Annotated in this window: 28 protein-coding genes; 3 read left to right on the plus strand and 25 right to left on the minus strand. The window is 41.3% G+C overall.

Features of this window, described 5'->3' with window-relative positions; all coding sequences use genetic code 11:
* Positions 1 to 72: 72 nt before the first annotated feature.
* Complete coding sequence (locus tag EAE93_RS10305) at positions 73 to 1,557, plus strand: aldehyde dehydrogenase family protein (RefSeq protein WP_036809118.1); 1,485 nt, start codon at positions 73 to 75, stop codon at positions 1,555 to 1,557.
* 44 nt (positions 1,558 to 1,601) lie between these two features.
* Here EAE93_RS10305 and EAE93_RS10310 read toward each other — a convergent pair whose 3' ends face one another.
* Positions 1,602 to 2,969, minus strand: a complete 1,368-nt coding sequence (locus tag EAE93_RS10310) for an alanine/glycine:cation symporter family protein (protein ID WP_036809114.1) — start codon at positions 2,967 to 2,969, stop codon at positions 1,602 to 1,604.
* A 545-nt stretch (positions 2,970 to 3,514) separates the two neighbouring features.
* Between EAE93_RS10310 and EAE93_RS10315 the strand changes: the two genes are divergently transcribed.
* Entirely contained in the window at positions 3,515 to 5,104 is a 1,590-nt protein-coding gene (locus EAE93_RS10315) for an FGGY-family carbohydrate kinase (protein WP_214039666.1), read from the plus strand.
* Between the two features lie 155 nt (positions 5,105 to 5,259).
* Here the strand turns inward: EAE93_RS10315 and tehB are convergent, their stop codons facing one another.
* The 4 genes from tehB to EAE93_RS10335 form a co-directional block, all read right to left on the minus strand.
* Complete coding sequence (gene tehB, locus EAE93_RS10320) at positions 5,260 to 6,117, minus strand: SAM-dependent methyltransferase TehB (protein ID WP_214039614.1); 858 nt, start codon at positions 6,115 to 6,117, stop codon at positions 5,260 to 5,262.
* A 246-nt stretch (positions 6,118 to 6,363) separates the two neighbouring features.
* Positions 6,364 to 8,511: a polysaccharide biosynthesis tyrosine autokinase gene (locus EAE93_RS10325; protein ID WP_036809109.1), complete on the minus strand. Its 2,148-nt coding sequence runs from the start codon at positions 8,509 to 8,511 to the stop codon at positions 6,364 to 6,366.
* A gap of 71 nt (positions 8,512 to 8,582) precedes the next feature.
* Entirely contained in the window at positions 8,583 to 9,011 is a 429-nt protein-coding gene (locus EAE93_RS10330) for an arsenate reductase/protein-tyrosine-phosphatase family protein (protein ID WP_036809197.1), read from the minus strand.
* Positions 9,011 to 10,156 (minus strand): polysaccharide export protein, encoded by a 1,146-nt coding sequence (locus EAE93_RS10335; protein ID WP_040150157.1) that lies wholly within the window; start codon positions 10,154 to 10,156, stop codon positions 9,011 to 9,013. The genes EAE93_RS10330 and EAE93_RS10335 overlap by 1 nt, the downstream gene beginning before the upstream one ends.
* 668 nt (positions 10,157 to 10,824) lie before the next feature.
* Here EAE93_RS10335 and EAE93_RS10340 point away from each other — a divergent pair.
* Entirely contained in the window at positions 10,825 to 11,220 is a 396-nt protein-coding gene (locus EAE93_RS10340; protein ID WP_036809103.1) for a VOC family protein, read from the plus strand.
* A gap of 88 nt (positions 11,221 to 11,308) precedes the next feature.
* Here EAE93_RS10340 and EAE93_RS10345 read toward each other — a convergent pair whose 3' ends face one another.
* The 20 genes from EAE93_RS10345 to sctW form a co-directional block, all read right to left on the minus strand.
* A complete protein-coding gene (locus tag EAE93_RS10345) occupies positions 11,309 to 11,758 on the minus strand; it encodes a lysis protein (protein WP_036775337.1) in 450 nt (149 codons plus the stop codon).
* 9 nt (positions 11,759 to 11,767) lie between these two features.
* Positions 11,768 to 12,169, minus strand: coding sequence for a structural protein (locus EAE93_RS10350; RefSeq protein WP_036809100.1), 402 nt, complete (start codon positions 12,167 to 12,169; stop codon positions 11,768 to 11,770).
* A 9-nt stretch (positions 12,170 to 12,178) separates the two neighbouring features.
* A complete protein-coding gene (locus EAE93_RS10355; RefSeq protein WP_036775333.1) occupies positions 12,179 to 12,505 on the minus strand; it encodes a phage holin, lambda family in 327 nt (108 codons plus the stop codon).
* Between the two features lie 768 nt (positions 12,506 to 13,273).
* Complete coding sequence (locus EAE93_RS10360; RefSeq protein ID WP_214039615.1) at positions 13,274 to 14,260, minus strand: glycosyltransferase; 987 nt, start codon at positions 14,258 to 14,260, stop codon at positions 13,274 to 13,276.
* A 595-nt stretch (positions 14,261 to 14,855) separates the two neighbouring features.
* Entirely contained in the window at positions 14,856 to 15,245 is a 390-nt protein-coding gene (locus tag EAE93_RS10365) for a YscW family type III secretion system pilotin (RefSeq protein ID WP_214039616.1), read from the minus strand.
* Complete coding sequence (locus EAE93_RS10370; protein ID WP_214039617.1) at positions 15,242 to 15,475, minus strand: T3SS regulon translocated regulator ExsE family protein; 234 nt, start codon at positions 15,473 to 15,475, stop codon at positions 15,242 to 15,244. Before EAE93_RS10370 ends, EAE93_RS10365 begins: the two co-directional genes overlap by 4 nt.
* Positions 15,472 to 15,918: a type III secretion system chaperone gene (locus tag EAE93_RS10375; protein ID WP_269468834.1), complete on the minus strand. Its 447-nt coding sequence runs from the start codon at positions 15,916 to 15,918 to the stop codon at positions 15,472 to 15,474. Before EAE93_RS10375 ends, EAE93_RS10370 begins: the two co-directional genes overlap by 4 nt.
* Positions 15,915 to 16,043, minus strand: a complete 129-nt coding sequence (locus EAE93_RS25065) for a hypothetical protein (RefSeq protein ID WP_256448142.1) — start codon at positions 16,041 to 16,043, stop codon at positions 15,915 to 15,917. Before EAE93_RS25065 ends, EAE93_RS10375 begins: the two co-directional genes overlap by 4 nt.
* A gap of 242 nt (positions 16,044 to 16,285) precedes the next feature.
* Positions 16,286 to 17,170: a YopD family type III secretion system translocon subunit gene (locus EAE93_RS10380; RefSeq protein WP_214039618.1), complete on the minus strand. Its 885-nt coding sequence runs from the start codon at positions 17,168 to 17,170 to the stop codon at positions 16,286 to 16,288.
* Between the two features lie 11 nt (positions 17,171 to 17,181).
* On the minus strand, positions 17,182 to 18,345 hold the full coding sequence (gene sctE, locus EAE93_RS10385) for a type III secretion system translocon subunit SseC family protein (protein WP_214039619.1): 1,164 nt from the start codon (positions 18,343 to 18,345) through the stop codon (positions 17,182 to 17,184).
* Complete coding sequence (locus tag EAE93_RS10390; protein ID WP_214039620.1) at positions 18,329 to 18,835, minus strand: SycD/LcrH family type III secretion system chaperone; 507 nt, start codon at positions 18,833 to 18,835, stop codon at positions 18,329 to 18,331. The genes sctE and EAE93_RS10390 overlap by 17 nt, the downstream gene beginning before the upstream one ends.
* 9 nt (positions 18,836 to 18,844) lie before the next feature.
* On the minus strand, positions 18,845 to 19,822 hold the full coding sequence (locus tag EAE93_RS10395; protein WP_214039621.1) for a virulence-associated V antigen: 978 nt from the start codon (positions 19,820 to 19,822) through the stop codon (positions 18,845 to 18,847).
* A gap of 11 nt (positions 19,823 to 19,833) precedes the next feature.
* Positions 19,834 to 20,112: an LcrG family type III secretion system chaperone gene (locus tag EAE93_RS10400; RefSeq protein WP_036809079.1), complete on the minus strand. Its 279-nt coding sequence runs from the start codon at positions 20,110 to 20,112 to the stop codon at positions 19,834 to 19,836.
* Positions 20,113 to 20,152: 40 nt separating this feature from the next.
* Entirely contained in the window at positions 20,153 to 20,587 is a 435-nt protein-coding gene (locus EAE93_RS10405; RefSeq protein ID WP_214039622.1) for an LcrR family type III secretion system chaperone, read from the minus strand.
* Positions 20,584 to 22,701: a type III secretion system export apparatus subunit SctV gene (sctV, locus tag EAE93_RS10410; protein WP_214039623.1), complete on the minus strand. Its 2,118-nt coding sequence runs from the start codon at positions 22,699 to 22,701 to the stop codon at positions 20,584 to 20,586. The genes EAE93_RS10405 and sctV overlap by 4 nt, the downstream gene beginning before the upstream one ends.
* Positions 22,698 to 23,027 (minus strand): type III secretion apparatus assembly chaperone SctY, encoded by a 330-nt coding sequence (sctY, locus tag EAE93_RS10415; RefSeq protein WP_214039624.1) that lies wholly within the window; start codon positions 23,025 to 23,027, stop codon positions 22,698 to 22,700. The genes sctV and sctY overlap by 4 nt, the downstream gene beginning before the upstream one ends.
* A 2-nt stretch (positions 23,028 to 23,029) precedes the next feature.
* Positions 23,030 to 23,395, minus strand: a complete 366-nt coding sequence (gene sctX, locus EAE93_RS10420) for a YscX family type III secretion system protein SctX (protein ID WP_036775307.1) — start codon at positions 23,393 to 23,395, stop codon at positions 23,030 to 23,032.
* Positions 23,392 to 23,763, minus strand: coding sequence for a type III secretion chaperone SycN (gene sycN / locus EAE93_RS10425; protein ID WP_040150129.1), 372 nt, complete (start codon positions 23,761 to 23,763; stop codon positions 23,392 to 23,394). The genes sctX and sycN overlap by 4 nt, the downstream gene beginning before the upstream one ends.
* Positions 23,760 to 24,047, minus strand: a complete 288-nt coding sequence (locus tag EAE93_RS10430; RefSeq protein ID WP_036775304.1) for a TyeA family type III secretion system gatekeeper subunit — start codon at positions 24,045 to 24,047, stop codon at positions 23,760 to 23,762. Before EAE93_RS10430 ends, sycN begins: the two co-directional genes overlap by 4 nt.
* A complete protein-coding gene (sctW, locus tag EAE93_RS10435) occupies positions 24,028 to 24,900 on the minus strand; it encodes a type III secretion system gatekeeper subunit SctW (protein WP_036775302.1) in 873 nt (290 codons plus the stop codon). Before sctW ends, EAE93_RS10430 begins: the two co-directional genes overlap by 20 nt.
* Between the last annotated feature and the right edge of the window lie 31 nt (positions 24,901 to 24,931).

Raw genomic sequence — 24,931 nt, forward strand, 5'->3', positions numbered from 1 at the left:
GAAAATAAAATAACCTAATGAGATAGATTCTCGATGTAACTATTCTTAAACCAAAGTACTCGGAGTATATTAATGAAACGATTACATGATATTGAGAAAGAGATGTTGCCCGTTGAATCCTACAAAATGCTTATTGATGGGCAATGGGTAGATAGTGTATCCAAAGCGACAACCAAAAGTTATAACCCGGCGACAGGGGAATTACTGGCTGAATATGTATCCGGTAATGCGGAAGATGTCGATCTTGCTGTCTGCGCCGCGAAAAAAGCTTTCCACGCCTGGAGTCAAACCTCCGCCATCGAAAGACAATCAGCTTTACTGAAAATTGCTGATTTACTAGAAGCAGAACAAGAACGTTTTGCCATCCTTGAATCACTGGATACCGGCAAACCATTAAATGAATCCCTGTATATGGATCTACCGGCCTCCATTGACCATTTTCGCTATTTTGCGGGTGTGATCCGTTCCCATACCGATGAAGCTTCAGTTCTGGATGCCAATACACTCAGCCTGGTGATCCGTGAACCCATTGGTGTTGTCGGGCAGGTAATTCCCTGGAATTTCCCACTACTGATGGCAGCATGGAAACTGGCTCCTGCTCTTGCCGCAGGCAATACCGTTGTGATTAACCCGGCAACACTGACACCAATCACTCTGCTTGAACTGGGTCGAATATTGGATAAAGTCCTGCCAGCCGGGGTGGTTAACATTGTTACAGGCCGTGGTTCAGTTGTTGGTCAAGCCATTCTGGATCACAAAGATGTCGAAAAAGTGGCATTCACTGGTTCCACCAGAGTAGGTTATACCGTAGCCGAAGCCGCAGCCAAAAAGCTGATCCCTGCAACACTGGAACTTGGCGGTAAGTCAGCCAATATTATCTTCCCTGATGCCAATATGAAAAAGGCAGTAAAATATGCAGCCAGAGCGATTTTGCTGAATCAGGGTCAAGCGTGTGAATCAGGTTCCCGGTTATTCTTGCATAAAGATATTCATGATGAATTCCTCAAATCCTTAAAAGTAGAATTCGAATCCATCCAGGTTGGTGACCCGTTAGCAAAAGATACTCAAATGGGAAGCCAAGTTAGCCAGGAACAAATGGAAAAAATTCTTGGATATGTCGATATTGCGAGAAAAGAGGGCGCAACCATTCTCACGGGCGGCAAACGCATTACTGGGGAAGGTTATGATGATGGCTTCTTTATCCAGCCAACCATTATTACCAACGTTACTAATGACATGCGAGTCGCGCGCGAAGAGATTTTTGGCCCTGTATTGACCGTTATTCCGTTCAGCGAAGAAGAAGAGGTCATCGGAATGGCAAATGATTCTGATTATGGCCTGGCGGGCGCTGTCTGGACACAGGATATCGACCGTGCACTACGTGTAGCTAAAGCTGTCAGAACTGGCCGTATGTGGATTAATACTTACCATGAACTGCCAGCTCATGCACCATTTGGCGGCTACAAAAAATCAGGTCTTGGCAGAGAAACACATAAAATGATGTTGGATTCTTACACGCTGATCAAAAACATCTATATCAAAACCAGTGAAGAATAATCTCAATCTGTGATGGAAAAGCCTTCCAAACGGAAGGCTTTTATTCAGATATTTGCTTTAATATCAACACTATCCGCATTGACATCTTTAATGTGTTCTTTTGTCAGCCGATAAACAACGGGACTCAACAATGCTAATGCAATCAGATTCGGTATCGCCATCATCGCATTCAATGTATCTGCCAATAACCAGACAAAATCCAATGACTGAGTAGCACCTACCATCAAAGCGATAATCCATACGACACGGAAAGGCGTGATAGCTTTTTGCCCAAATAGATACTGAGTACATTTTTCACCGTAAAAACTCCAGCCAAGAATTGTGGTAAAGGCAAATATTACCAGAGCGCCTGCGACAATATAGTTGCCGCCGGGAATCGCCATAGCGAAAGAAGTCGCTGTCAGTGTCGCACCTGTCTGACCGTTCAACCAACCACCAGTAATGACGATAGTTAAGCCAGTGATAGAACAAACGATAATGGTATCGATGAAAGTACCTAACATAGCGATCAACCCCTGGCGAATCGGGTTTTGGGTTTTGGCTGTTGCATGAGCAATCGGCGCACTTCCCAATCCCGCTTCATTAGAGAAAATACCACGAGCTACACCAAAACGAATTGCCGCCCATACTGCCGCACCCGCAAAGCCACCTTGTGCCGCAACAGGTGTAAATGCAGATTTAACAATCAGAACAAATGCCGCGGGAATTTCACTAAAATTCACCCCCAGAACAATAATCCCGGCGGCAAGATAAGCAACCGTCATAAATGGCACTAATTTGCCTGCGACATCAGCAATACGTTTAATACCCCCAATAAGCACTGCACCAACCAGAATCGCCAATACTACGGCCGTTACCGTGGTAGAAACGCCGAAGTTACTTTGCAGCACATCAGCAACAGAATTTGCCTGTACGGTATTGCCGATACCGAAACAAGCAATACTGCCAAATACCGCAAACAGCGTCCCCAACCAGGCCCATTTTTTACCTAAACCGTTTTTTATGTAATACATGGGGCCACCAACATAGTGACCATTTTTGTCAACCTCACGGAAACGGACTGCCAGTACCGCCTCTGAATATTTGGTTGCCATGCCCACTAATGCAGTTATCCACATCCAAAACAGTGCGCCTGGCCCTCCCAATACAACCGCAGTAGCTACACCAGCTATATTACCTGTCCCAATGGTGGCAGAAAGCGCAGTCATCAATGCATTGAAAGGCGATATCTGCCCTTCTCCCCGCTGATGATTACGCTCAAATAGTAATTTAAAACCCGTACCCAATTTACGTATAGGAAGAAAAGAGAGACGGAGCTGCATAAACAATCCAACCCCCAGAAGACCGACCATCATCGGTACTCCCAATACTACCCCGTTAATAGCACTCAGCCATTCTGTGATTAATCCCATATATTCCCTCGGATATCTCATAACAAAATAACAACATATGCGCAGCAATTTAATAAAGAATATTTACAGAAAATATGCGAGAAAAAATTTCGTAAAAATGGAAAAAGATTTAATACTTGTGAGTGATATCACTCGATAGAATTTTAAGATTAGAACATTCAAAAATTTATCACGCCAAATATATTAAAAAATATTTACGTATAAACCACTCTCTTAATCAAAATAATTTACCGAAACATTTAACTCTTTCCAATCATTAAAGTAAAACAACAGAACATTATCCTTTACACTCCATTTTTTGCTCATTAGTAAACTGATTAATATTATTTTTAAAATCGATTTTTTAAGAAATAAATCCCTATTCTGGAATGGGTTTATACATCAACCAAAAGAGTAATAGAAAATATATGTGATATCTTTCTATCATCATAAAACCACTAAATCTTTTTCGAGCCGCTTCACAATAACTGAATAACCTCATTGTTTTATTGTTCCACTCAACTCATTTTATCCTCCTGGATTAATGAATGAGAGAGAACCTCATGGTGGAACAACAATATTTCATTGGTGTTGATGTTGGCTCCGCCAGTGTCCGCACTGCGGTTTTTGACCAACGCGGCAAACGGCACGCATTTTCTGCTCGCCCTATCCAACAATTTCACCCAAAAGCTAATTTTGTTGAACAATCTTCTACTGATATCTGGGCGCAAGTATGTGCAACAGTAAGAGAAGCTATTGCACTGGCAAATATTAATCCTATTGATGTTAAATCAATCGGCTTTGATGCCACCTGTTCATTAGTCGCGGTAGCAACAGAAGGACGTCCTTTTTCTGTGGCTGAAAATGGCAATCCTGAACACGATATCATCATGTGGATGGATCATCGGGCAATCAAAGAAGCCATCACGATAAATCAAACCAATGATCCTGCACTCTGCTATGTAGGTGGTGAAATCAGCCCTGAAATGGAACTACCGAAAATCTTATGGCTAAAAAACCACTTTCCTCAACGTTATCAGGATATCTGGCGTTTCTTTGATTTAGCTGATTTTTTGGTGTGGAAATCAACTGCCGCTGATGTAGCCAGTATTTGCACGCTCACTTGTAAATGGAACTATTTGGCTCATCAAAAACAGTTCAGCGAAAAACTACTTTATGATGTGGGGTTAGAAGATTTAATAAATAAAGTTCCGTCTACCATCATTGAACTTGGCGAAAAAGCAGGTTACCTGACTGTTGAAGTGGCTAAAGATTTTGGGCTGCACACAGGGGTCATCGTCGCCAGTGGTATTATTGACGCTCATGCCGGCGGATTGGCCCTGGCTGGCGCCGATCCAGAGGGCAGTCTGGCCATTATCAGCGGCACCTCAAACTGCCATATGATTGTCAGTCCTCATCCTGTCATGGTTCCAGGGGTTTGGGGCCCCTATTTCGGCGCTATGCTACCCGGTTATTGGCTCAACGAAGGTGGACAAAGCGCCGCCGGTTCATTAGTTGAGTGGTCAATTCGTCAACACAATAACTGGCTGGAGCTAGAAATCGAAGCTAAGGAATCTGGTCACCATTACTACCAACTACTGAATGAAGCTGTCGCACAGTTAGAAAAGCAAGAAAAATACCCGACCGCACAACTTCATATTTTAGGTGACCATCACGGCAACCGCTCACCAAGGGCAAACCCTAATGCCAAAGGAGTGGTAAGCGGGCTGACGCTGGCAGATAGCCGTGATACTCTGGCCCGCCATTACTTGGCAACGCTGCAATCTATCGTTTATGGCACCCGCCATATTATTGATGCATTAGTAGAAGCAGGTCATAAGATAAACAGGCTAGTGATGTGTGGCGGCGCAACTAAAAACCCACTATGGTTACGTGAATATGCCAACGCCACCGGGCGCGAAATCCATCTCACTCAGGAAGAGGATGCTGTCAATCTTGGTTCTGCTTTGCTTGGTGCCGTTGCTTGTGGTTCCTTTACCGACTTCGCTCAAGCAGCGAAATCGATGGTAAGTGACGGCAACATTATCAAACCGGAAAAAGAGACATTTTCATTTCATCAAGCCAAATATCAGGTCTATCTGCAAATGTACCGGGACCAGCAACGATATAACGAAATCATGCAAATCGGCGATTAACTTTTAATGATAAAAACAGGCATATACCCTATGGATTTCAAGATGGATCGCGACGGCAAGGGAGCGAATCCCCGGGAGCATAGCAAACTATGTGACCGGGGTGAGTGAGCTCAGCCAACAAAGAGGCAACTTGAAAAATAACGGGTATAAATGTTTCATCGCTTTCTGGCAATAAGCGTAGCAAAATTTAATTTTATTCTATTACCATTTTCATCTGTTTTATGAAGATGACCAGGATTTTCATTATATTTAATAATTTCCCAGTCAGAATAATAATTCTCCAATTCACTTGACATGAGGAAACTTTTGAATGGCAATAATGAATATGGCGCAGAATCTGTTTCAACCGGGCAAACAATCAGATTAATACCACCTTTATTCGTCTGTTTCTGCATATTGTAAATAATATCGGTGATCTTTTCCCGTTGCAGAAACATCAGCACCACCGTTGAAATAATTAAATCATATTTTTCGATAATATTGTGAGAGTTGATATCATAAACAGCCGTACAGATATTTTTAATCCGCTGTTTTTCTTTAATAGCATTAATTGCGTTAATATATTGTGGATTAATATCCACGGCTGTAACATCATAACCTCTTTCTGCCAGATAGAAAGTATTCCGGCCACGACCAGCCCCCAGATCTAATGTCTTACAAGGAGAAATAATATTTGCCAGATATCTAATTTCAGAGTGAGGTAATGACAAATTATTTTGTTTATAAAACAGATATTGTGGTTCACATAGAAAAGAGAGCTGGCACTTAATATCATCACTCACCCATTTAATTTTATGCCAGACCTGTGGCTGAATAATGGGAGGCTGCTTTTGCACATTAAAATAAGCGGTTTCTTCCTGATCACCATCGAAAATCACAAATTCCAGTTCACCTTCAAAGATCTCAAGACAAGCGTAAGTCCCTTCTTTAGTGTTATGTCTTTCAGTGAACATTTCAGGAATAGTATTTTTCTGCCAGATTGGTATTCGTTTATAACAAATGAGGTCGCTCATAGAAGGTTCCCTGACCATAAACTACATTTAAAATACATCTTATGACGGTATTCTACAACTGTAAAGCCATAAAGTCGCCAGAAGAAAAGTCTCTGGGTTTCACCATAGCTATGTTTGTAAGATGAAAGGAAAAATGATCCATTTTCCCTTAAATTGAACGAACTGACTGACTATGAAGAAACATATGAAAGGAAATAAGATCTCATTGATAAAATTTCTCCGGCCCCACAAGCCGGAGAAAGGTGATCAATCCTTATAACTGTATTGATAACATCCGCCATAATCATAATAGAGACCAGAATTCTTCTCTACCGCGTTTAGCAACACACCTTTAACATGAATGCCATTTTGTCTAAACCGGCGAATAGCAATATTAACTTCTTTAACCCTTGTTTTATGATAACGAGCAATTAACAATGAAGTTCCTGCATATCTCCCAATAATCGCAGCATCAGTTACAGCCAAAATAGGAGGAGTATCTACCAAGACATAATCATAATGCTCTTCTGCCCAAGATAATAATTCTTTAAGCTTGTTATGCATAAGTAATTCCGACGGATTAGGCGGAATAACACCTCGATTAACAAAATCAAGCTCAGTAAGGTAAGTTCTGGTAATGATCTCTTTTATCTGATGCTGACCAGCCAAATATTCAGACAGCCCCAGAGATTGAGGACTTTCCAACACCTTATGTAAACGACCTCTTCTCATATCTGCATCGATTAAAAGCACACGTTTATTACTTAATGCCAATACAGCAGCAAGGTTTACTGAAATAAAAGATTTTCCTAGTTCAGGCGCAGAACCTGAAAGAAGAATAATTTTATTTGCAGATTCCATCATTGAAAAATGCAAGGTTGTTCTAAGGCTACGTAATGCTTCAATAGCTAAATCTGTGGGATCTTGAATCGCTAATAACCGTAATTTATGACGATGAGTTCGCTTTTTCTGTTGTTGTTCAAGTTTAATCTGAGTCCCAGATAGTGGAATAGTGGCATAAACAGAAACACCTATTTCTTCCAATTGTTCAGGGCTTTCGATTCCTTTACGAAACATGACTCGTATGCAAACCAATCCAGCAGACAATATAAACCCCAATACCATCATAGATACAATAATCAGTGACTTCTTCGGTTTTACCGCTGAATTTTCTACAATAGCTTCATCAATAATACGTACATTACCCACTGTCCCTGCTTTCAAGATGTTCAACTCTTGCTGTTTATTGAGTAACTGCACATAAATTTCTTGACCAACTTGAACATCTCTGGTCAAACGTAAAATTTCCTGCTGTGTTTTAGGTAACCGTTTGATTGACTGATTCAGCTCCTTTTTGGTATCAACCAAAGTCTTACGTTTATCAAGCAACGCAACATAAGCAGGATGTTGTTTAGTATACAATTGCTGTAATTCAGCTTCTTTGAAAGTCAACTCATTAATCTGTTTCTCAATTTGGACCAATGTCTCCAAAGCCGATTTTGCTTCAAGTGATAAATCGATAGATTCATTCGCTTGACGATATTGGTTAAGCAACTCCTCAGAACGATTGAGCTCAATTTTAACTTTAGGTAAATGATTTTTTAAGAAATTAAGACTACTTTCAGCCTCTTCCATCTTTCTTGTCACATTTTGTTGCAAGTAATTTTTACCAATACTATCCAGTATTGACTTTATTCTTGCACGATCATCACCTTCCATTTCAAGCGAAATAATACCTGTACTATTACCTTTTTCTTTTACCCGCAAAGCTTGTTGCAACCCACGAATAACACCCAATTGCCCCCGTTTAACCAACGTGAAACTTTGCCCTGGAGAAGCTGAAATATTTGAGATAAGCAAATTTATGCCATCAGTATCAAATACTTTGTTCACTTGCCCGAGGAAAACCTGATCATCAAACAGCAACCGATAATTTTCTGAATCGTCAACATATATTTTTATCCCTTTGTTCATATATTCGGGTGATACTGCAAAATGTTTAATAACAATATCTGGTTTTGGCATACCACGGAGACGGGCAATTCCCTTACCTATCACAGGAAAATAATCCGCAGTAACCTGAACATCCAAATTTAGATCCTTTACCGTCTTTCCCAATATCATTCGGGAAGTTAATAACTCCAATTCTGCCGATGTATCTGACGGTCTCCCAGAAAGCATATCCGCCATGTCGCCGATTAAAGGCAATACTCTACTTCTCTTTTCAACCTGCAATAAAGAATTTGCCTTGTATATCGGAGTTGCAATCAAGGAATAACAAAGGCCAATAACGGTAAACAATAGAGTGATTCCACCAATCACCCAGCGATAATCGAATAAGGCACTAAGAAGACGGCCTAAATCAATTTCATCACTATCCGTATGAGTGTGACTTGATTTATCTGATGTAGTCATAAAAAGCCTATAATTACTTTATTGATAAGTAATGAAAAATAGAAAACCCAGAATTTGAAAATACTTATAAGTTATAATTTCCCAAGCCAACTATTAGCACTCTCAAATAATAACTGATACACATATTCATAAACCTCGATATCAGACTTATATGGATCGGGAATTGCCATTTTATTTAACCAATGGCCAAAAAGCATTGTTTTCCCCCTGACTCCTAGATTTATCCTATTTACAGCTTCAATATGTCTTTTTTCCATAACCAAAATCAAGCTTGACTGCTGGCATAATTCACTGGTTAGCTGACGTGCTGTATGTCCATCCAAGGACAATCCATACTTAGCCGCAACCCTACTTGAAAGCTCATTTGCAGGATTACCAGCCAAAGCAGATATCCCCGCAGAATAAATCTCTTTCTGGGGAAATATCTGCCGCAATAAACGCTCTCCTGTCGGAGATCGACAGATATTACCCACACAAACGACCAGAATAGAATTAAACATTAATTCGGCCACTTACGAATCCACTTAGTTGTTTCAGTCAGGCTATTAATGCTTGATATCGTTGGCACCAACTGATTAATAACCCGATTCCAGCGAACGACTGGAGCACTGGTGACATAGACAATATCGTAAGGTTGCAAATTAAACTCAGTTCCCAACACCAACGCCGTTGCATCTTTCGCATTGAGCTGATAGATATTGGCTATTTTCCCTTTATTATCAGTTACATTACGCAATGAGCGGATGACAAAAATGCCATTAGCATCACTTGATAATTGATCTATACCTTCGGCATTACCCAATGCTTCAGTCAAAGTCATTCCACTGCGATCCATACGCAGAGTAGTCTGTTTTTTGACCTCCCCCATAACAAACACTTTCAAATCATCATTACGAGGAATGTATAAAATATCGCCAGAATAGAGCAGACGATTTTGCTTTAGATCACCATTCTGCATTAAATCTTGAAGAGAAATAATCGTCTCTTTTCCCTTATGAGTCAAAATGATCCTCCGCCAGTCAGCATTTTCGGTTAAGCCGCCAGCATGGTTGATCGCATCAATAATGGTTAAAGGAACGTTAGTGATAGGTTGTTGAGCAGACCTGGCAACTTCACCTGTTACATAGGCTTTTTGTGAACGGAAAGCAGCAATATTAACATCAACTTGAGGTGATTCGATGTACTTCGATAACTTATCAGTAATCATTGTGCGCACCTGAGTGACCGTTTTCCCTTTTACATGAAGTTTACCAACATAGGGATAAAAAATCGTTCCATCAGAATGCACCCAGTTTCCCGTATCACTGGCACTACGGTATTGCCCGGCTGGTATCGTCAATTCAGGATGATCCCAAACAGTAACCATAATGACATCCCCCACACCAATACGGTATTCATACTGTTGTAACTCTTTATCTAATTCAGGATTAGGACGTGCAATAGCAGAATTCACTCGTAACTTTTCAATTAACTGTGGTGTTACTGGATAAACGTTTACCAAATTATTAATATCATAGTTACTATCATCATCATTGATTATTTCTTTATTATAAACAGTAAGGCCACTCCCAGGCACAACAGTACAACCACCTAATAGTGTAGAACAGGACAACGCCAGAACTATAATTAATTCCTTAATATTCATCAGAAATTTATCCTTAAAAAATAATAAACAAAAAAGAATACAGAAAATAGTATTAATTATAATCTCCCTAACAAAACTAGATTATAATATAATAAAATATAATATAATATAAAAATTTTGCTTAAGGGCCACAAGACACTAGGCTACTGGTCGTATCACTTGGTAAAAACAATAGAAATCAACTTAATGGCTTTGAAAAATTCAGGCCATTAAATAATAGGTAGTAAATTTATTAATTATTTTATTATTTAATATATCTTATAAGATATTATTGCAAACAGAAAGTAAGAGCGACCCATAAAATAATAGTGAAGATATTTATCAGAATTTATCGGAACTGAATACATACTCTCGATAACATTGTGAAAAAACACGGACCTACTTACATCAAATCCGTGTTCATATAAGAGACTTTAGTAATTAAGATGATAGAAAATAAAAAAACAACCAACTAACCTATCAAAAAACGCCAATTATAAAACCATAAATTTTGCCATATTATAAATAATAGCTCGGTAGTATCGAATATTTTTAGATTGTTTTAATTTTGAAGCTCACCACTTTGTACTTTTCTCTTTTATCAACTACCATTATCGATTGTTTTATATAGCAATAGAAGATCTGAGAATTGGGCATATTCCACAAAAACTTTATCAACTGGGATTACCATGAAAAAATCAACCATACTAAGAATCGCCAGACCAACTGACAACTTAACTAAAATTTCTGAAATGTACTGCCAAGGTTTAGGATTTATTATCCTGGAGCAATTCGAAGATCATGAAAATTTTGATGGTATTATTCTAGGGCATCCAAACCATCTCTGGCATCTCGAATTTACCCATCATCGTGGCACAACAGTAGGAAGATCCCCCACGCAGGACAATTTATTGGCCTTCTATATATCAGACCATTCAGAATGGTTAGAGCAGATATCATTAATGAGAAACGCTGGCTTTATTGCAGTCCCCTCTTACAACCCATATTGGGATATTGATGGTAAAACATTCGAAGATATTGATGGTTATCGGGTTGTGTTACAAAACACAGTATTCCCTGTTTGATTATTAATCGACCTTAAGCATACTTGCCCTAATAACCAACCCATACCTACGTTGTTTTATATTACGCAATAACATTATCAAAACTCAGCTATTGACACTGAGTTTTGATATATTCTTGCAAGTATTTCGTTTGCTGTTCGTTCTCAACAATCATTCTTCGGAGATCGAAATAATCTTGTTCAGCTGCTGGGTTAAGTCGTGGGGGGACTGCATGGCCCACGCTGCCGGAGGAACCGGCTTTGCCTTGATTACAGGTGGCCGCGATGCGCAACCGGCGATGACCAGCGGCAACATCGTTGCGAAGCACATCAATTTCAGATTTCGCATTAGCAAGCTCCTTTGTATGCTGATTATCCAGTTCAGACAGGAGCCTTATCCGCTCCTGCTGATTAACGATTTCATTCTGCTGCTCCAGCAACTCACTCTGTAGCTTAACTGTCGTATCAAGCTGTTTGGTATACTTACCGTAATAGTGGTAAGCCAGAAGCGAGACAAGCGCTAGTGCAATAACAGTATAACCATGAGAGTTAAACTTCATAATATCGCTCTACAAAAGTGAAAAAGCTTTATCAATGACCGCATTGCTATAAGGCTGACTACCATTTTCCATGGTAATAACGGACTTAAGAAGCTTTGTCATAAATACTTCATTAAATACATCAACAACCTGATCACAAGTCACTTCAGTGTCTTTACATACATGGCTAATATAAGCATCAGTATTATTTTCATTATGGGGAGCCCATCGTGAAATGATACCTTTCACTGTTTTAAGACCATATTTCCGATTGTAATTATGCAGAATTTTAATCATTGCCCGAATACCATATTCAGGGCTGACAAACTGGCAGAAAGATTTGTCGGTACGTTGTGATTCTGGTACCAAACCTTGCCAATCATCACCCCAACGAATGTTGCCAGGGTTATTATTTCGAATACCTCTGCTCATAATTCACTCCTACTGTTTATTACCTGTTTTGTTATTAACAACTTTTCTTAAGATCTGACCAAAATAGTCAGTTCCCAGATAACCAATAATGACACTGCCGATGTAAGCCAAGTCCGTGCTCATACCAAAAAAATTCAACACATCACGGATAAACCAAGCAATCATGGCACACATAATAGAATCCATAATTGACGTCCAAAATTTACCGCCGTTATATCGACCTCTGAGATAAGCCATTGCGGCAGCCAGTGCCGCTCCTATACCTTGTTCTTTGACTGACAGCAACCATACCCATAGCTGCATCCAGATGTCAGGCTGTTTATCCATGTATTTCATCCTTTACTCCCATTCATATAATGGGAATCCATAGGCTGCCGTGTAGCCTTAAATTTCAGTTAATAGGAATACTGCGAAATCAGTAGAATAAGAAAAGGCCACACATAGCGCAGCCTTAAATTTTATAAGGTGATTACTTACATTTAGTATAATATCGAGCTCATCAACAAACTCTGGTTGTATGTCATTACGTATAAGGGAATAATAATAATTAACAGATACATAATTTATTAAGGCATTAACTATTCCAATTAAACAATACTCTTTCTGTTAGCTATTATTCTACAAGAAACCATATTCTATCTATTTTTTAATTTCCCAATAATCCATCCTTCAATCAAAAGCAAAGAATTATTACTTCGCCTTGAACCTGTTACTTTCAAGTATCAACATGATCACCGTGTACTTAAAATCTGGAATGTATTTTTATCTTGTTATAGTGATCTCATTTCTGCTGATTCATTTAAAAACAAAATAAACGCTAAATCAAGGCTAAATCACTTCTCCATCTTTCTAATATAAAAACCTTTGTTTCTATCAATTTGCGCAAATACCCCTAAATATATGCTGATATTTTCAATCATTTAACCTGGAAAAATGAACGTTCACAGGAAGATTTTTGTTACTCAAACAAACAATTATATCCAAAATATTTTATATCCTCACCGCCAACTTAAATGTTGGATTACCCTTCCCAATAGATTGTGAAATGACAAAGTAATCAGGTGAAAACAATTAAAAAATAGAGCATCTAACATATCATAGCCACTAGCCCATAAATCTCCTTAATACTAATATTAGATTACAACGTATAATGAACCACAATTCATGATAATTATGTACACCTGGCAATAAATCTCTCAAAGCAATTTTTTCAATAAAACGTTTCGCAAGTAATTTTTTTAAGGCAGGATCTTTTATCCTTTTTCTATACAAAATAAAAAAACTGCCAACCTCTCGTATTGCATGACGGCTCAGTGATCTTCTTAACGACTTTTCACCTTTAATTTCTTTTGAGATGTTAATAATTGAATCAACTACAGTAATATAGCTATCAGCCCGATGATATAATTTTTTAATTTCTTTTGAGCGAGTTATTGATTCCAAATTATGTCGATAACAATATAATAACTCCTCACAAAAGCCAATTCGATTCGCGATAAGTGACAAATTAATGGTCCATAAAATATCTTCGTGAAGGGTATTGTCTTTAAAACTTAGCTGGTTATTTATAATCAGCTCCTTTTTAATAAGTTGTAACCAAACAAAATGTGGCCATTCTCTACATTCAACACAATACTCTATCCACTCTTTACCCGTTAATACCCTGCCATAAGGTTGTCTACGTGTTATTCTTTTATTCTCCTGTAAGTATGGCTCTTCTGTGAAACTAACTCCATTGCCAATTAACACATCTAATTTCTGTGCAATAGCTTGATCAAGCCATTTTCTTAATATTTGCGGTTTCAGCCAATCGTCACTATCAATAAATAAAACCCACTCTCCTCTTGCATATTTTATGCCATGATTTCTAGCTACTGAAACACCACGGTTTTCTTGATTAAAGATCCGTATTCTATTATCTCTTTTTTTATATTCATTAATTACTCCTAAGCTATTATCCGTTGAGCCGTCATTAATAATAACAACCTCAAAATTAACATTCTCTTGCACAGATATTGAATCTAACAAGCAGGCTATATAACTTTCATTATTAAATAGTGGGATAATGATAGTAATATCAAACTGAAACATCTATAGTCCTTTTAATGAATTAGTTGTTTTTGATAAGAACATTATTTTCATAGTAAAAATGTGCCTTTTCCCCATTGCTATTCACAGACCATACAATATTTTAAGCATCAGTTATAGATGGGATTAAAATTTTCATCAAAAAAGCAGATGATTAAGTGTGATAATGATGAAAGAATATATCTGTAATTTACACATTACCGTCTCTTGTAAAGATAGAAACATTCATCCAAACCTATTGGAACAGTTTAAATAAATCGGTAAATGTAGCAGATAAAATCAACAGAATATTTTTGATTTACTAAGATTACTGTAATCTTACACATATAAATACAATTAAATATTTTAAGGTAAAAAAACAAATGTAATCAAAAATAAGAAATAGAATAAAACAATAGAGAAGGGCGAAAAACATTAACTATATTTACTAGCTATAATAATATAATAGATGTAAAGCTTATCATGACCAATTAGAAAATAATATTAAAATAGATATTATAGTAGATGCTACTCTTATTTAACCTATAATCAAATGGCATTTAAAAATTTAAAAGGCAATAATTATTGCCTTATTTATTAATGGAGAAATATTTAAAACTCATAAACATTCTGGATAACACGGTAAAGGAGACAATTGCACTATAATTCTTTTTCCTGCAACAACTCGTTGTTGACTTTTCGCCTGTATCGCTCGTTTCCCATCCCAACGTAAACGGGCCTTTAAGAATAACTCACCATGAGAAAACTGTGGGCTTAAACGCATAGAAAAAGTGAGGGGTAACATGTCCAAGCGATAATACATCTCACCCACTGTCAATACTTTACCTTCAACCACAGTAAGCAACGACACCTCAACGTCTGCCGTTTTAGGCAGAGAAACCGGCATGGTCACATCTCCCTCAATCAACCGTGATGCATCATGCTTGACTACTTCACTGACACAACCAGTAATCAGCAAGCACAACAAGACCAGCCCTATTTTGGTCACGGCTGGCTGATCCTACGTTGTGACAACGGAGTATGCTGCCCATCCAACAAACGCTGCAATGTTGTCTCATGTTCAAGCCCTACGACAAGACCTCTACTTAGCACCACAGAAAGTGGCTCATTAACATTTTGCGGTATGTGTCCCAAAGTAACCCGACGGCCGCAACAAAGACTATTATTTTCATGGGGCACGCTTGTTAAATGAATGGGTAACGAATTTTCAATTTTCATACTCGCATTCCCAAAGATTCGCGCTGTTGAGAGTCAGCCGGAAGTTGAGCTTGCAATAACTCCTGCCAAAACTCAGCATGATCTAACATACTTGAAAGGCTTTCTTCAAAGAGAGCCAAATTTAGCCGACTAGCTGACATCTGCCGATAAAGCTGTACCATTAGCGTTGACTCATCAAAACCAAAATGAAGATCAAACTGATACCAATGACGATTAAAACTGGCTAATTGACGGAAAATCCCTTCTCCAACCGCAGTAATATCAGCTACATCTATCTGTAAAACGAGCTGGTCGCGTTCAGGAATTAAGATCAAAGAGAGGTGAAGGTGCTCATCAAAACAGAGAGCGGCCACACCTTCATGATTTAAAGCCAGGTGCGGCAAGCCGAATTTAACAGCAAATTCAGACAAAACTTGGTTGACGATGGCTATCACATCCATCATGGGTTACTCCTGCTAGAGAAGGCAATCAGACCAACTTGAACTACCGAATGGTCAAACAAACGGGTTACTCCCGCAGAAAAGGGGGCCAGTTTACTACCATCATCTTTTGTGCCTCTGTCACTCAAGGGCAATTCTTTTAATAAAAAGGTCACTCCGGTGATTATCAAAAACCAAACACCAGAGCATAGACGCGTGCTTTTTTTCCTTAACACGTTCTGCCTGTCAAAGATTGAAATCTTAATTGGGTATTTTCGCTTTTCTATACTTTTACCTTTAACGCTATTAGTAGATTTTAAAAACGAGCTTAAATAGCAGCATCCATCGATAAGAGCGCACCTCTCGGTGCACTCAGACTTATTCGCTAGCATTACACCACGCCAGTCGCCGCGCGCCATGCTTGGACATGACTCTGATAAAGCTGCTGTATCAATTGCAAAACCTCTCTCATGAAGTTGTTATTCAATGAGATCTGATCTTCACTCTTCTGTTTTTCATGTTGAGAAATAGATGAATCCACTTCATGTTCTTTAGCTTTAGCCTGAGAAAGTCCCTGTTCTACCTGCACCGAATTATTGGACATACTCTCTAAAGATTTCATCACTGAACTTAAGAACTGCTGCTTACTGTTACGACTTTCAAAAACCAAGGTAATAGATTTCAGAGCACTCTTGTCAGCATCTTGTGCTACATTCCATACTCTACCAATTGCTGCCCGATCCGCATCGCTACTCTTACCTAGCTGTTCCAACTTAAGATCAATTAATTCGTTACGACCAGCAATATTACCTTCCAACGTCTTCTGCTGCTTAATCGCTTGACTATTTTTAGCGGAAGAAAAACCACCTATCAGCCCCGAACCAATCGTCATTAAGCCTGAAACCACTGCCATAGCAATCATCAATTTGGCGCTATGTCGCATCTCATCCACTTGTGACTTCTGAGCATCAATGGACGCTTTATTTTCAGTGTCACGCTGCAAAATACCCAGTTCACGCATCCTCTTTGCAATCTCAAACAGCAGCGACATCATATCTAGCGTATTATTTAATTCTTGTCCGACATTTCCTAAGCGACTGGGATCGAAACCCTGTTTCGGTACAATCAATTCAACCTTATCCGTGAGCCTGGTTTTTTCCGACTGTTGAATAGCAGCTTCATGTGTTGTCGGTGTGGGGATTTTGTCAGTTACAATATCAACACTATTATTGACACTGTTCACCTGAGAACTACTGATATTATTAATAGCTTCCATCTTCTTACTCCCTAAATTTCCTGTGGTCGGCTGGCAAGGTTATTTATCATGTCTCCCCTGGCATTGAGCATCTGGAAAATCATTTCCATCACATGTTGGAAAGACTCTACCATTTGGGACAACTCCTCTTTAAGCCTGTCCATAACAGCCTGAAACGCAGTCAATTCACTACGTGAAAGCTGTACGTCAGCTTGTCGGTCAGCCGCTTTACTCTGGAAGGCTGTATTGACAGTTTGAGCGGCGCCATTAGCAAAATCCACTGTCATGTCACTTACCTGTACAGCCAATTTCACGCTCCGAGCCGTGGTATTCGCGGCCATACTGGCAGCTTTAGCAGAAAACTCCGCAGCCTTAGCTGCCATCTCAGCCGCTTTACCGCCAATCTTAGATCCCATTTTGGCTATAATCCCAGCTGCCGAGCCACCAAAACTGACTGCCAGCGCCGCCAAAGACACTATAATCTCAATCGCCATCATTGCTGGACCCAACCATTTCATGGTTTCCTTGCTGATTAAACCATCTTGAGCCGCCTGTTGTAGTCCCTGAGATACTGCTCCCACTACTCCTCCGGCAATTAGCATCGCGCCAGCTATCGCGCCAACACCGGTGGCCACCATAATTGCTCCGACCACAATTGAAGCAATCGCACTGATCCAACCAAAGATCTTGGAAAATAATCCAGATTTTTGCGCCTCTTTAGCAGAATTTTCAGCTTCTTTAATCTTCTGCTGGTTCTCATCCATTTTCTGCAAGCTTTGCTGACGTGCTCGCTGGATATCTTGGATTTTGAGATTTGTCTGATTACGATCAAGCTCGCTGGTCAATTTGCCCAATTCAATCTCTATTGCCTCAGATGAAGATAGTAATAGAGAAGCCAACCGCGAAGTTTCTGTCAGCTTTGCTGTCAGTGCCTTTATCAGCCCTGTAGCCTGCTTAGCCTCTTGCATAATCGATTCGAGCTTAGCCATTTCTTCTCGCCCAAGGCGGGTATTACTCACAGCCAATGGCGCTGGCAATGATACCCTTCGTGACTTAGCTACATCAGTAGACAAGTCACTTGCCTGGCTAGGCGTAACATGCTGCTCGCTTTTAGGGGGTATAGTTGCGAGGATTTCATCAACTTGAAAACTGTCGACCCTCGGTTGAAGAACTTTAGATTCACTGACTTGAACCATTTTCCTGAGTCCTTTTTATTGTGATAGCTTCTAACATTGCACTGGAACTGGCAGCCAAAGCGGCCTGTTCCGGCAAAGCTGCCGCAAGTTGTTGAGCCGAGTAGAAGCCACTCTCGGCCCCATCAAGTTCTCCTAATTGCAGGAGACATTCGGCAGCATGAAATGGAAAACGGGGCTCATTAATATCAAGCATCGCTCCGTAGCTATAGCTTTGAATTGCCTGTTCCAATTGCCCCATAGCCTGACGGCACGCGCCCAATCCAAGGAAGAACCGGGAATCATAGTGATCCAACATACACAAAGCCTGGAATATCTTATGTGCATCCTGCCATTTGCCTGACTGATACTGGTTGAACGCTAATGAGTAAAGTTGCTCCAACGTATCACTAGAAATATCTTTCAACATGGCAAAGGTGCCGCCATCATGAAGAAAAGATTCCAGTTCTTGTGCATATTGGTCAGAAGTCGTTGATGTTTCTTGATGCTCCATAATCATTCCTTAAATTGCGCCGAGAATATTGCGCATGATGCTGTCATACTTTTGAATAAAACGGTTTAACGCCTCGATAGCCGCGTTATAACGGGAACTCGCCTCATTTAAGCGTGTTGTTTTTTCCTGGACAGTATTGTTTAGTGGATTTACACGATCATTAACCGAAGTAGAGAAATTGGCTAACTTATTATTATCCTTGTCATATTCGTAAGAGTTCTCCAGACCCGTCATAGCGCCACTTTGCTTGTTGGGGCTTTCTAAGAATTTCTTAATAGAAACTCTTTCTTCTAATTTAGGGAACATCTTTTTTAACAGAGCATATTCAGCACTATCTTTAAAAGCAGTCTCATCGCTAAAGCCATATTTCTTATGGTCCCGTAAATCAAAAGATATATCACTAATATCAAGTTTCTGTTTGTCTTTCCCTGCGGATAATTTCGCATTAATCTCCGATTGAATAACACTGTAAATCTTTAACTCTGCGGTCAATGCACCTAATTCCTTGCGCAAATCCTCCCGTTTTTTATCATGACCTGACATAACAGAAACGAATATATCGATTACATCATCATCAAGACGATCCGGCGTTAAATTAAAATGAACCGCAGCCAGAAAATCCCTTAATGTCCAATCAGTTTTTAATGTCGGGCTATTCAAGAAGGATTTAAGATTCTTGATACCATTCTTTATTTGGCTATCGAAATGACCATTTTCGACAATAGCGTTCGCTGGCAGAAAATAGGCAATCAGTTTTTTCAAGAGTCCTTTATCGTCCCTACCATCCTGAGTAATAACCTGATCGCTAAATACCTCTTTATCCCTATTCGGATCATACTTTGCTTCAATCTTGATCTTTTTATTAAGAATAAGCTCAACCAATTCATTGAGTTCAGAAGATCCAGAACCTTGTAATTGCTCTAGCGAAACCCCGTTCAGATCTTTCAAAAAAAGCTGTGGGTCATTTTGATATGGCCTAATTTCCACCTTCAAACTCCTTATACAATAATGCCACGCATACGAGGTGGGCGACGGAGACGCTTTCCCTCTTCCAAAGAAGGAGGTTGGTTGCTTCGTAAGCGATTAACTTCTGTCAGCAACTCTTGCTCAGCATTCTGAGCCAAAGTAACGTCAGCATGACCAAACAGTTCTGTACCCACACTTGGGTTGATGCCAAGAGACTGCCACATCTCCTGCAATAGTTGCAGTCTGTGATCACTGTCCTTAATGGCCGCCTCAGCAGCTTGCAGTACTTTGGCGTTAGGTTTCTCTTGCATCAGCGACTCCTATAATAAAGAGAGATATTGATTCTTCCTGTCAAAGTTGGACTTTTTTTTGTTGTTTTCTCATTTGATGTAGCGAGATAACACAACTAGCTTCTAACTCGAACCAGCCAGGCTCGATTTCACTTGCGCCTGTCCAGCGGTGATAAAAGCGGGCCAAACGTTCATCATTAAGGGGAGAATCAACCAAAGTATTTACTTGACCATAAAGTCGGCTACCCGGCCCAAGCACTGCCATCGTTGCTGTCGCTAACAGATAAAGAGGCGCAAATGGATTAGCAAGCCCCCGGCGCTGCCGGGTGCGACGTAACATGATGATCCAAACTCGCGGCGCATCATAGCGCCAGGCAATTTCACAATCTTCATACCACACACGCCAACCAAGAGGGATCGCGCTACTTCCCATATAGTGAGGGTGAACCGAATAACCCCGCTCCTCAAACCAAGGTGTAAGTGGATCATGGTTCATAGGCACACCCTGCCAAGAGGTTGGATATTGATCTGTTGAGTCAACTCTTGATACGAGAGTACCGGTAAGCCGTGGTGATCACCTTCAATTAACTTACGGACATAGCGACGAATATCCATTGATACGATTAACACTGGCTTATTCTGCATTTGTGTTAAATCGCCCACTGTTTTCTTCATCTGTTCAAGGAAACTTTGCGTCACCGCTGGGTCCAGCGCCAGATAACTACCTGCGCTCGTTTGACGAATACCACTCCGGATCTGCTCCTCTACCTGTTGATCTAATAGATAGGCGGGCAGGATATTGTTACCATTAGCATACTTGTAACAAATGTAACGCTTGAGACTACTGCGAATATATTCCGTTAATTGCACTACATCTTTCTCCTTCTGCCCCCACACCACCATAGCTTCAAGAATCGCACGTGTATTACGAATGGAGATATCCTCACCGACCAACCGTTGCAATATCTCAGTCATCCGCTGCAATGGAATGATGCGCATGGCCTCCTTGACCAATTCACCATAGCTACCCTCCATCTGTTCCAGAAGATAACGGGTTTCCTGCACGCCAATAAAATCTTCGGCGTACTCCCGCAACACATGTGATAAATGCCAAGTGATCACCTGAGACATGGATAAAACCGCCAGCCCGGACTTCGCCAAACGTTCCTGATGTGCTTCGGCTACCCACAGAGTAGGCTGATTAGGTAATAGCGGTTCCCCCTCTTCATAAGGAATAGCCAGCAATTCCAACTGACTGACCGGTTCCTGCACCAGCAAATGTGATGAACGAAGCCGACCACGGGCAACAGGCACTTCTTGTAGCTGGATCAGGTATTCCCCTTCCTTCATTCCCTCATTAAAGCGTAAGTGGATACCCGGAAATGGTACCCCTAAATCCAAATAGAGGGCGCGTCGTACCCGTATTAATTCATCATTCAGTGAAATAGCTTCCAGTTCAGCCTGTAATCCCGCATCCACATCAATAAGCAAAGGAACCGTCATCGCAAATTCCTCTTTCTCACTCAGCTTGCCAGCTTTGGCCTTACTACCGCTTTTGGGCTTAGGTTTGGCTGCCGGGGCGCCTGCTCCTTGGGCTAATAGGCTAGGAAGATCCGTTTCCTGGCTGGCGCTGGCTTGTCGCTGGCGTTGGAACAGCAAATAACCGCCACCTGCCACTACCAGTGCAAGCGTTAAGAAGGTTAATGTAGGGAATCCGGGAATAAGGCCAAATAGCACCAATAAAACACCGCCAATCAGCAGCGCCTTTGGTTGGGCAACAACCTGCTCGCCGATCTCATTACCCAGATCCGAGGCGTCTTCCGACGAAACCCGGGTAACAATGATACCCGCGGTGATAGCGATCAATAGCGCCGGAACCTGAGAGACCATACCATCACCAACGGTCAAAATAGCGTAGAGCTGCAATGCATCAGCCGCCGACATCCCTTTCTGGGTGACTCCTATGGTTATCCCACCCAAAATGTTGACAAAGATGATAAGGAGACTTGCAATCGCATCACCCTTAACAAATTTCATCGCACCATCCATCGAACCAAACATCTGGCTCTCTTTTTCGATAATGCTGCGCCTCTCTCTGGCTTCATTGACGTCAATAACGCCGGCACGCATATCTCCGTCGATACTCATCTGTTTACCGGGCATGGCATCAAGGGAAAAACGGGCGCTCACCTCAGCTACGCGTTCCGAACCTTTGGTTATGACGATAAATTGTACAATGGTGATGATCAGAAAGATCACTATCCCGACAATCAGGTTGCCGCCGACAACGAAATTACCGAAGGTATAGACTATCTTACCGGCATCGGCTTGTAGGAGAATCATCCGGGTGGTACTGACTGAAAGCGCCAGACGAAATAGCGTTGTCACCAGTAAGACCGCAGGAAAAGCGGAAAACTGTAAGGGGGAATTGATATAGACCGCCATCATCATGAGCACAACAGAGATGGTCATATTAATAGCGATCAAAATGTCAAGCAGGATAGGCGGAAGCGGCAACACCATCATGAAGACCACAGCTAGCAACAATATCGCCAACATGATGTCTTTACGCTCGCCAATCAGACGCAATAACGCAAACCCACGGCTCATAATAGCGCCCCTTGAGCGAGATAACGTTGATAAGCACTGCGCGCTTCTTCCAGGTTCCCCTCCTGTTGACAGGCGCGGCTAACACAAAGCCAGAGGGCAGCGCTTTGTTCGCCTTGTTCTTGTAAGAGAGAACAATGTTCTTTTGCCGCGCTCCCCTCTTGCAGTTTAAGTAATGAAACCACCAAGGCGCGACGCCCTTCCTGATGTTCTGGATGCAAAGCCAGCAATGCATCCAATAAAATACGCGCTCGGTCAGGATGACCGTATTGAAGTTGTAGCCAGCCGAGCAGCAACAGGGCGCTCTGCTGTTTAGCACTGAGAGTCATGGTCATACCTTGTGCAACAGGTGCAGAGCCATCTGCAACAACTGTTCATCTTGATTCATTTTTTCCAACAGGGAGACAGCATGCTGTACCCTGACGTCATCATCTTGTTGCAAAATTGTACGCAGACCACTCACAGCCTGACGGAAATCATGTGGGCGCAACAGAGAGTGAAACCCATCTTGCGGGCAAGCAAAAGCCAACAAAGCCTGATCAGCCTTGTTAGCGGGATAAAGACGTGCAGAGTGAGTCTCAACGGATTGACCATCAGGCAATAACGCGTAGCGATCAGGTAAACTAACCCCTATCTCTTCCCGACTGATCGCCGTTAGTTGTTCAATTCCTATATGGGCGGCAGCGATTTTGCTCACGAAGCGAGCACCTCTCGCTGTACTCTTAATAAAGAGCGAAATGCCTGATGCAGCAAAGGCAAGGTTATATCTCGTTCATCCAGTGTCACAAATAATAACAGGCGATCTTCCCCCAACCAGCCACAACGCAAGGGCAGTTCTGGCCCCTGACCACTGAAAGTGAGTAACATCGCCTTAATCATGACCTCTTTTCCCTGATGCCAAGGAATTTCGCGGGCCAGCCAAAGTGTTAATGCGCCACCATAGCGCTCAATTTGTAACGTACCAGAATACTCAAAATCGATTTGAATCAAGGGACTAGAAACATCAGACATCTCCATACCCAAATCCTGACAAAACTGGAGCAACTGTGGCTCTATCCAGTTCATGACGCTCCCTCTCCCGACCACAATTCGTCTTCTTCTCTCTCAATCGCTGTATCCAGCGCCAGTTGACAAGCATTAAGCAAATTTTGACGCTGTTCTTCATCACTGAACACTTCCACCGGAATCAAGCGAATCAATCGCTTCAACTCCCGATAGAAATGAATTTGAGTTTGGCTATCTTGCAATCCCAAAGCATGACCGAGCATTTCAATATCCCGCACGTTGGCCCAACGTTTCTCAACCAGAGAAACGACATCCCCCATAAGGTCAGAAGGCCCGTATGCCATGACTCTCCCCCTCTATCACGCTTTTCCATAACTGCTCAACCTGAACCGATAAGCTGTTAAGCAAACGGAGTTTATGCATGTCACTCATTACACGTTCCAGCTTAATCGGATCGAGTTGTCGCTGTTGGCTGTCCAAATCAGCGCTCAGCGCTTTCATGATGAATCCGGTTACTTCCATCAGGGAACTACTCTTGAAATTGGCTTGAATATCTCGCCAGGCAGCCGACAGCCCTTGATAATCCATCACTGCATCACGATAGATGTTGCGCAACGCTTGCAAGTTGCCAACCCCATTTCTCGCCGCTGTCGTGGCATCAGGCGTAATGCGGGCTCCCAACTCGATAGCAATCCCTTGCTCTTGCGCTAAACGTGACAACTCCTGATCAATCAATGTCAATATGGCATGTGCCTCCGGCCTGCCAGCCAGCGCGTCACGGGCCTGACTCAGCGCATAAAATTGCTCACTCACCTCGCCAGAGAAACTTTCCAGATAAGCCTGTAACTGAGCAATATTAGTCAGTTGAGCGCTATTTAAGTGAGAGATCAATGCCTTGACCTTTTGTTGACGCTCCAAATCCGGCACCTTCTGCAAATATTCGCCCACCAGCGCCTCAATTTCTCGTACCCTGGCATGCCCATCGCTAACTTTACGCTTGGAGAGCGGCATATCTTTGCGCTCCGAAAATGCAAAGGTCAGCTCTTCAGCCGCATCAGCAAAAGATTGGGATGCCGATACCAACACGACTTTCTCTCCCTGAAACTGACCAACCTTAGCCTGCTCCTGTTGTGCGGTAACCCCGGTACCCGGTTCTGATAAAGTTATCGAATGAAGATGATTCTGGATAATATCCATAGCCTACCTTGTCATATCAGAGTTAATAATG

The sequence above is a fragment of the Photorhabdus akhurstii genome, assembly GCF_018448925.1.
Lineage (GTDB): Bacteria > Pseudomonadota > Gammaproteobacteria > Enterobacterales > Enterobacteriaceae > Photorhabdus > Photorhabdus akhurstii.

Bases quoted from the DNA above. Each gene is read 5' to 3' on its own strand.
- EAE93_RS10305 (WP_036809118.1), top strand. From the start codon at position 73: ATGAAACGATTACATGATATTGAGAAAGAGATGTTGCCCGTTGAATCC.
- EAE93_RS10310 (WP_036809114.1), bottom strand. From the start codon at position 2,969: ATGGGATTAATCACAGAATGGCTGAGTGCTATTAACGGGGTAGTATTG.
- tehB (WP_214039614.1), bottom strand. From the start codon at position 6,117: ATGAGCGACCTCATTTGTTATAAACGAATACCAATCTGGCAGAAAAAT.
- EAE93_RS10325 (WP_036809109.1), bottom strand. From the start codon at position 8,511: ATGACTACATCAGATAAATCAAGTCACACTCATACGGATAGTGATGAA.
- EAE93_RS10330 (WP_036809197.1), bottom strand. From the start codon at position 9,011: ATGTTTAATTCTATTCTGGTCGTTTGTGTGGGTAATATCTGTCGATCT.
- EAE93_RS10335 (WP_040150157.1), bottom strand. From the start codon at position 10,156: ATGAATATTAAGGAATTAATTATAGTTCTGGCGTTGTCCTGTTCTACA.
- EAE93_RS10340 (WP_036809103.1), top strand. From the start codon at position 10,825: ATGAAAAAATCAACCATACTAAGAATCGCCAGACCAACTGACAACTTA.
- EAE93_RS10345 (WP_036775337.1), bottom strand. From the start codon at position 11,758: ATGAAGTTTAACTCTCATGGTTATACTGTTATTGCACTAGCGCTTGTC.
- EAE93_RS10350 (WP_036809100.1), bottom strand. From the start codon at position 12,169: ATGAGCAGAGGTATTCGAAATAATAACCCTGGCAACATTCGTTGGGGT.
- EAE93_RS10355 (WP_036775333.1), bottom strand. From the start codon at position 12,505: ATGAAATACATGGATAAACAGCCTGACATCTGGATGCAGCTATGGGTA.
- EAE93_RS10360 (WP_214039615.1), bottom strand. From the start codon at position 14,260: ATGTTTCAGTTTGATATTACTATCATTATCCCACTATTTAATAATGAA.
- EAE93_RS10370 (WP_214039617.1), bottom strand. From the start codon at position 15,475: ATGAAAATTGAAAATTCGTTACCCATTCATTTAACAAGCGTGCCCCAT.
- EAE93_RS10375 (WP_269468834.1), bottom strand. From the start codon at position 15,918: ATGATGGATGTGATAGCCATCGTCAACCAAGTTTTGTCTGAATTTGCT.
- EAE93_RS10380 (WP_214039618.1), bottom strand. From the start codon at position 17,170: ATGGAAGCTATTAATAATATCAGTAGTTCTCAGGTGAACAGTGTCAAT.
- sctE (WP_214039619.1), bottom strand. From the start codon at position 18,345: ATGGTTCAAGTCAGTGAATCTAAAGTTCTTCAACCGAGGGTCGACAGT.
- EAE93_RS10390 (WP_214039620.1), bottom strand. From the start codon at position 18,835: ATGGAGCATCAAGAAACATCAACGACTTCTGACCAATATGCACAAGAA.
- EAE93_RS10400 (WP_036809079.1), bottom strand. From the start codon at position 20,112: ATGCAAGAGAAACCTAACGCCAAAGTACTGCAAGCTGCTGAGGCGGCC.
- EAE93_RS10405 (WP_214039622.1), bottom strand. From the start codon at position 20,587: ATGAACCATGATCCACTTACACCTTGGTTTGAGGAGCGGGGTTATTCG.
- sctV (WP_214039623.1), bottom strand. From the start codon at position 22,701: ATGAGCCGTGGGTTTGCGTTATTGCGTCTGATTGGCGAGCGTAAAGAC.
- sctY (WP_214039624.1), bottom strand. From the start codon at position 23,027: ATGACTCTCAGTGCTAAACAGCAGAGCGCCCTGTTGCTGCTCGGCTGG.
- sycN (WP_040150129.1), bottom strand. From the start codon at position 23,763: ATGAACTGGATAGAGCCACAGTTGCTCCAGTTTTGTCAGGATTTGGGT.
- EAE93_RS10430 (WP_036775304.1), bottom strand. From the start codon at position 24,047: ATGGCATACGGGCCTTCTGACCTTATGGGGGATGTCGTTTCTCTGGTT.
- sctW (WP_036775302.1), bottom strand. From the start codon at position 24,900: ATGGATATTATCCAGAATCATCTTCATTCGATAACTTTATCAGAACCG.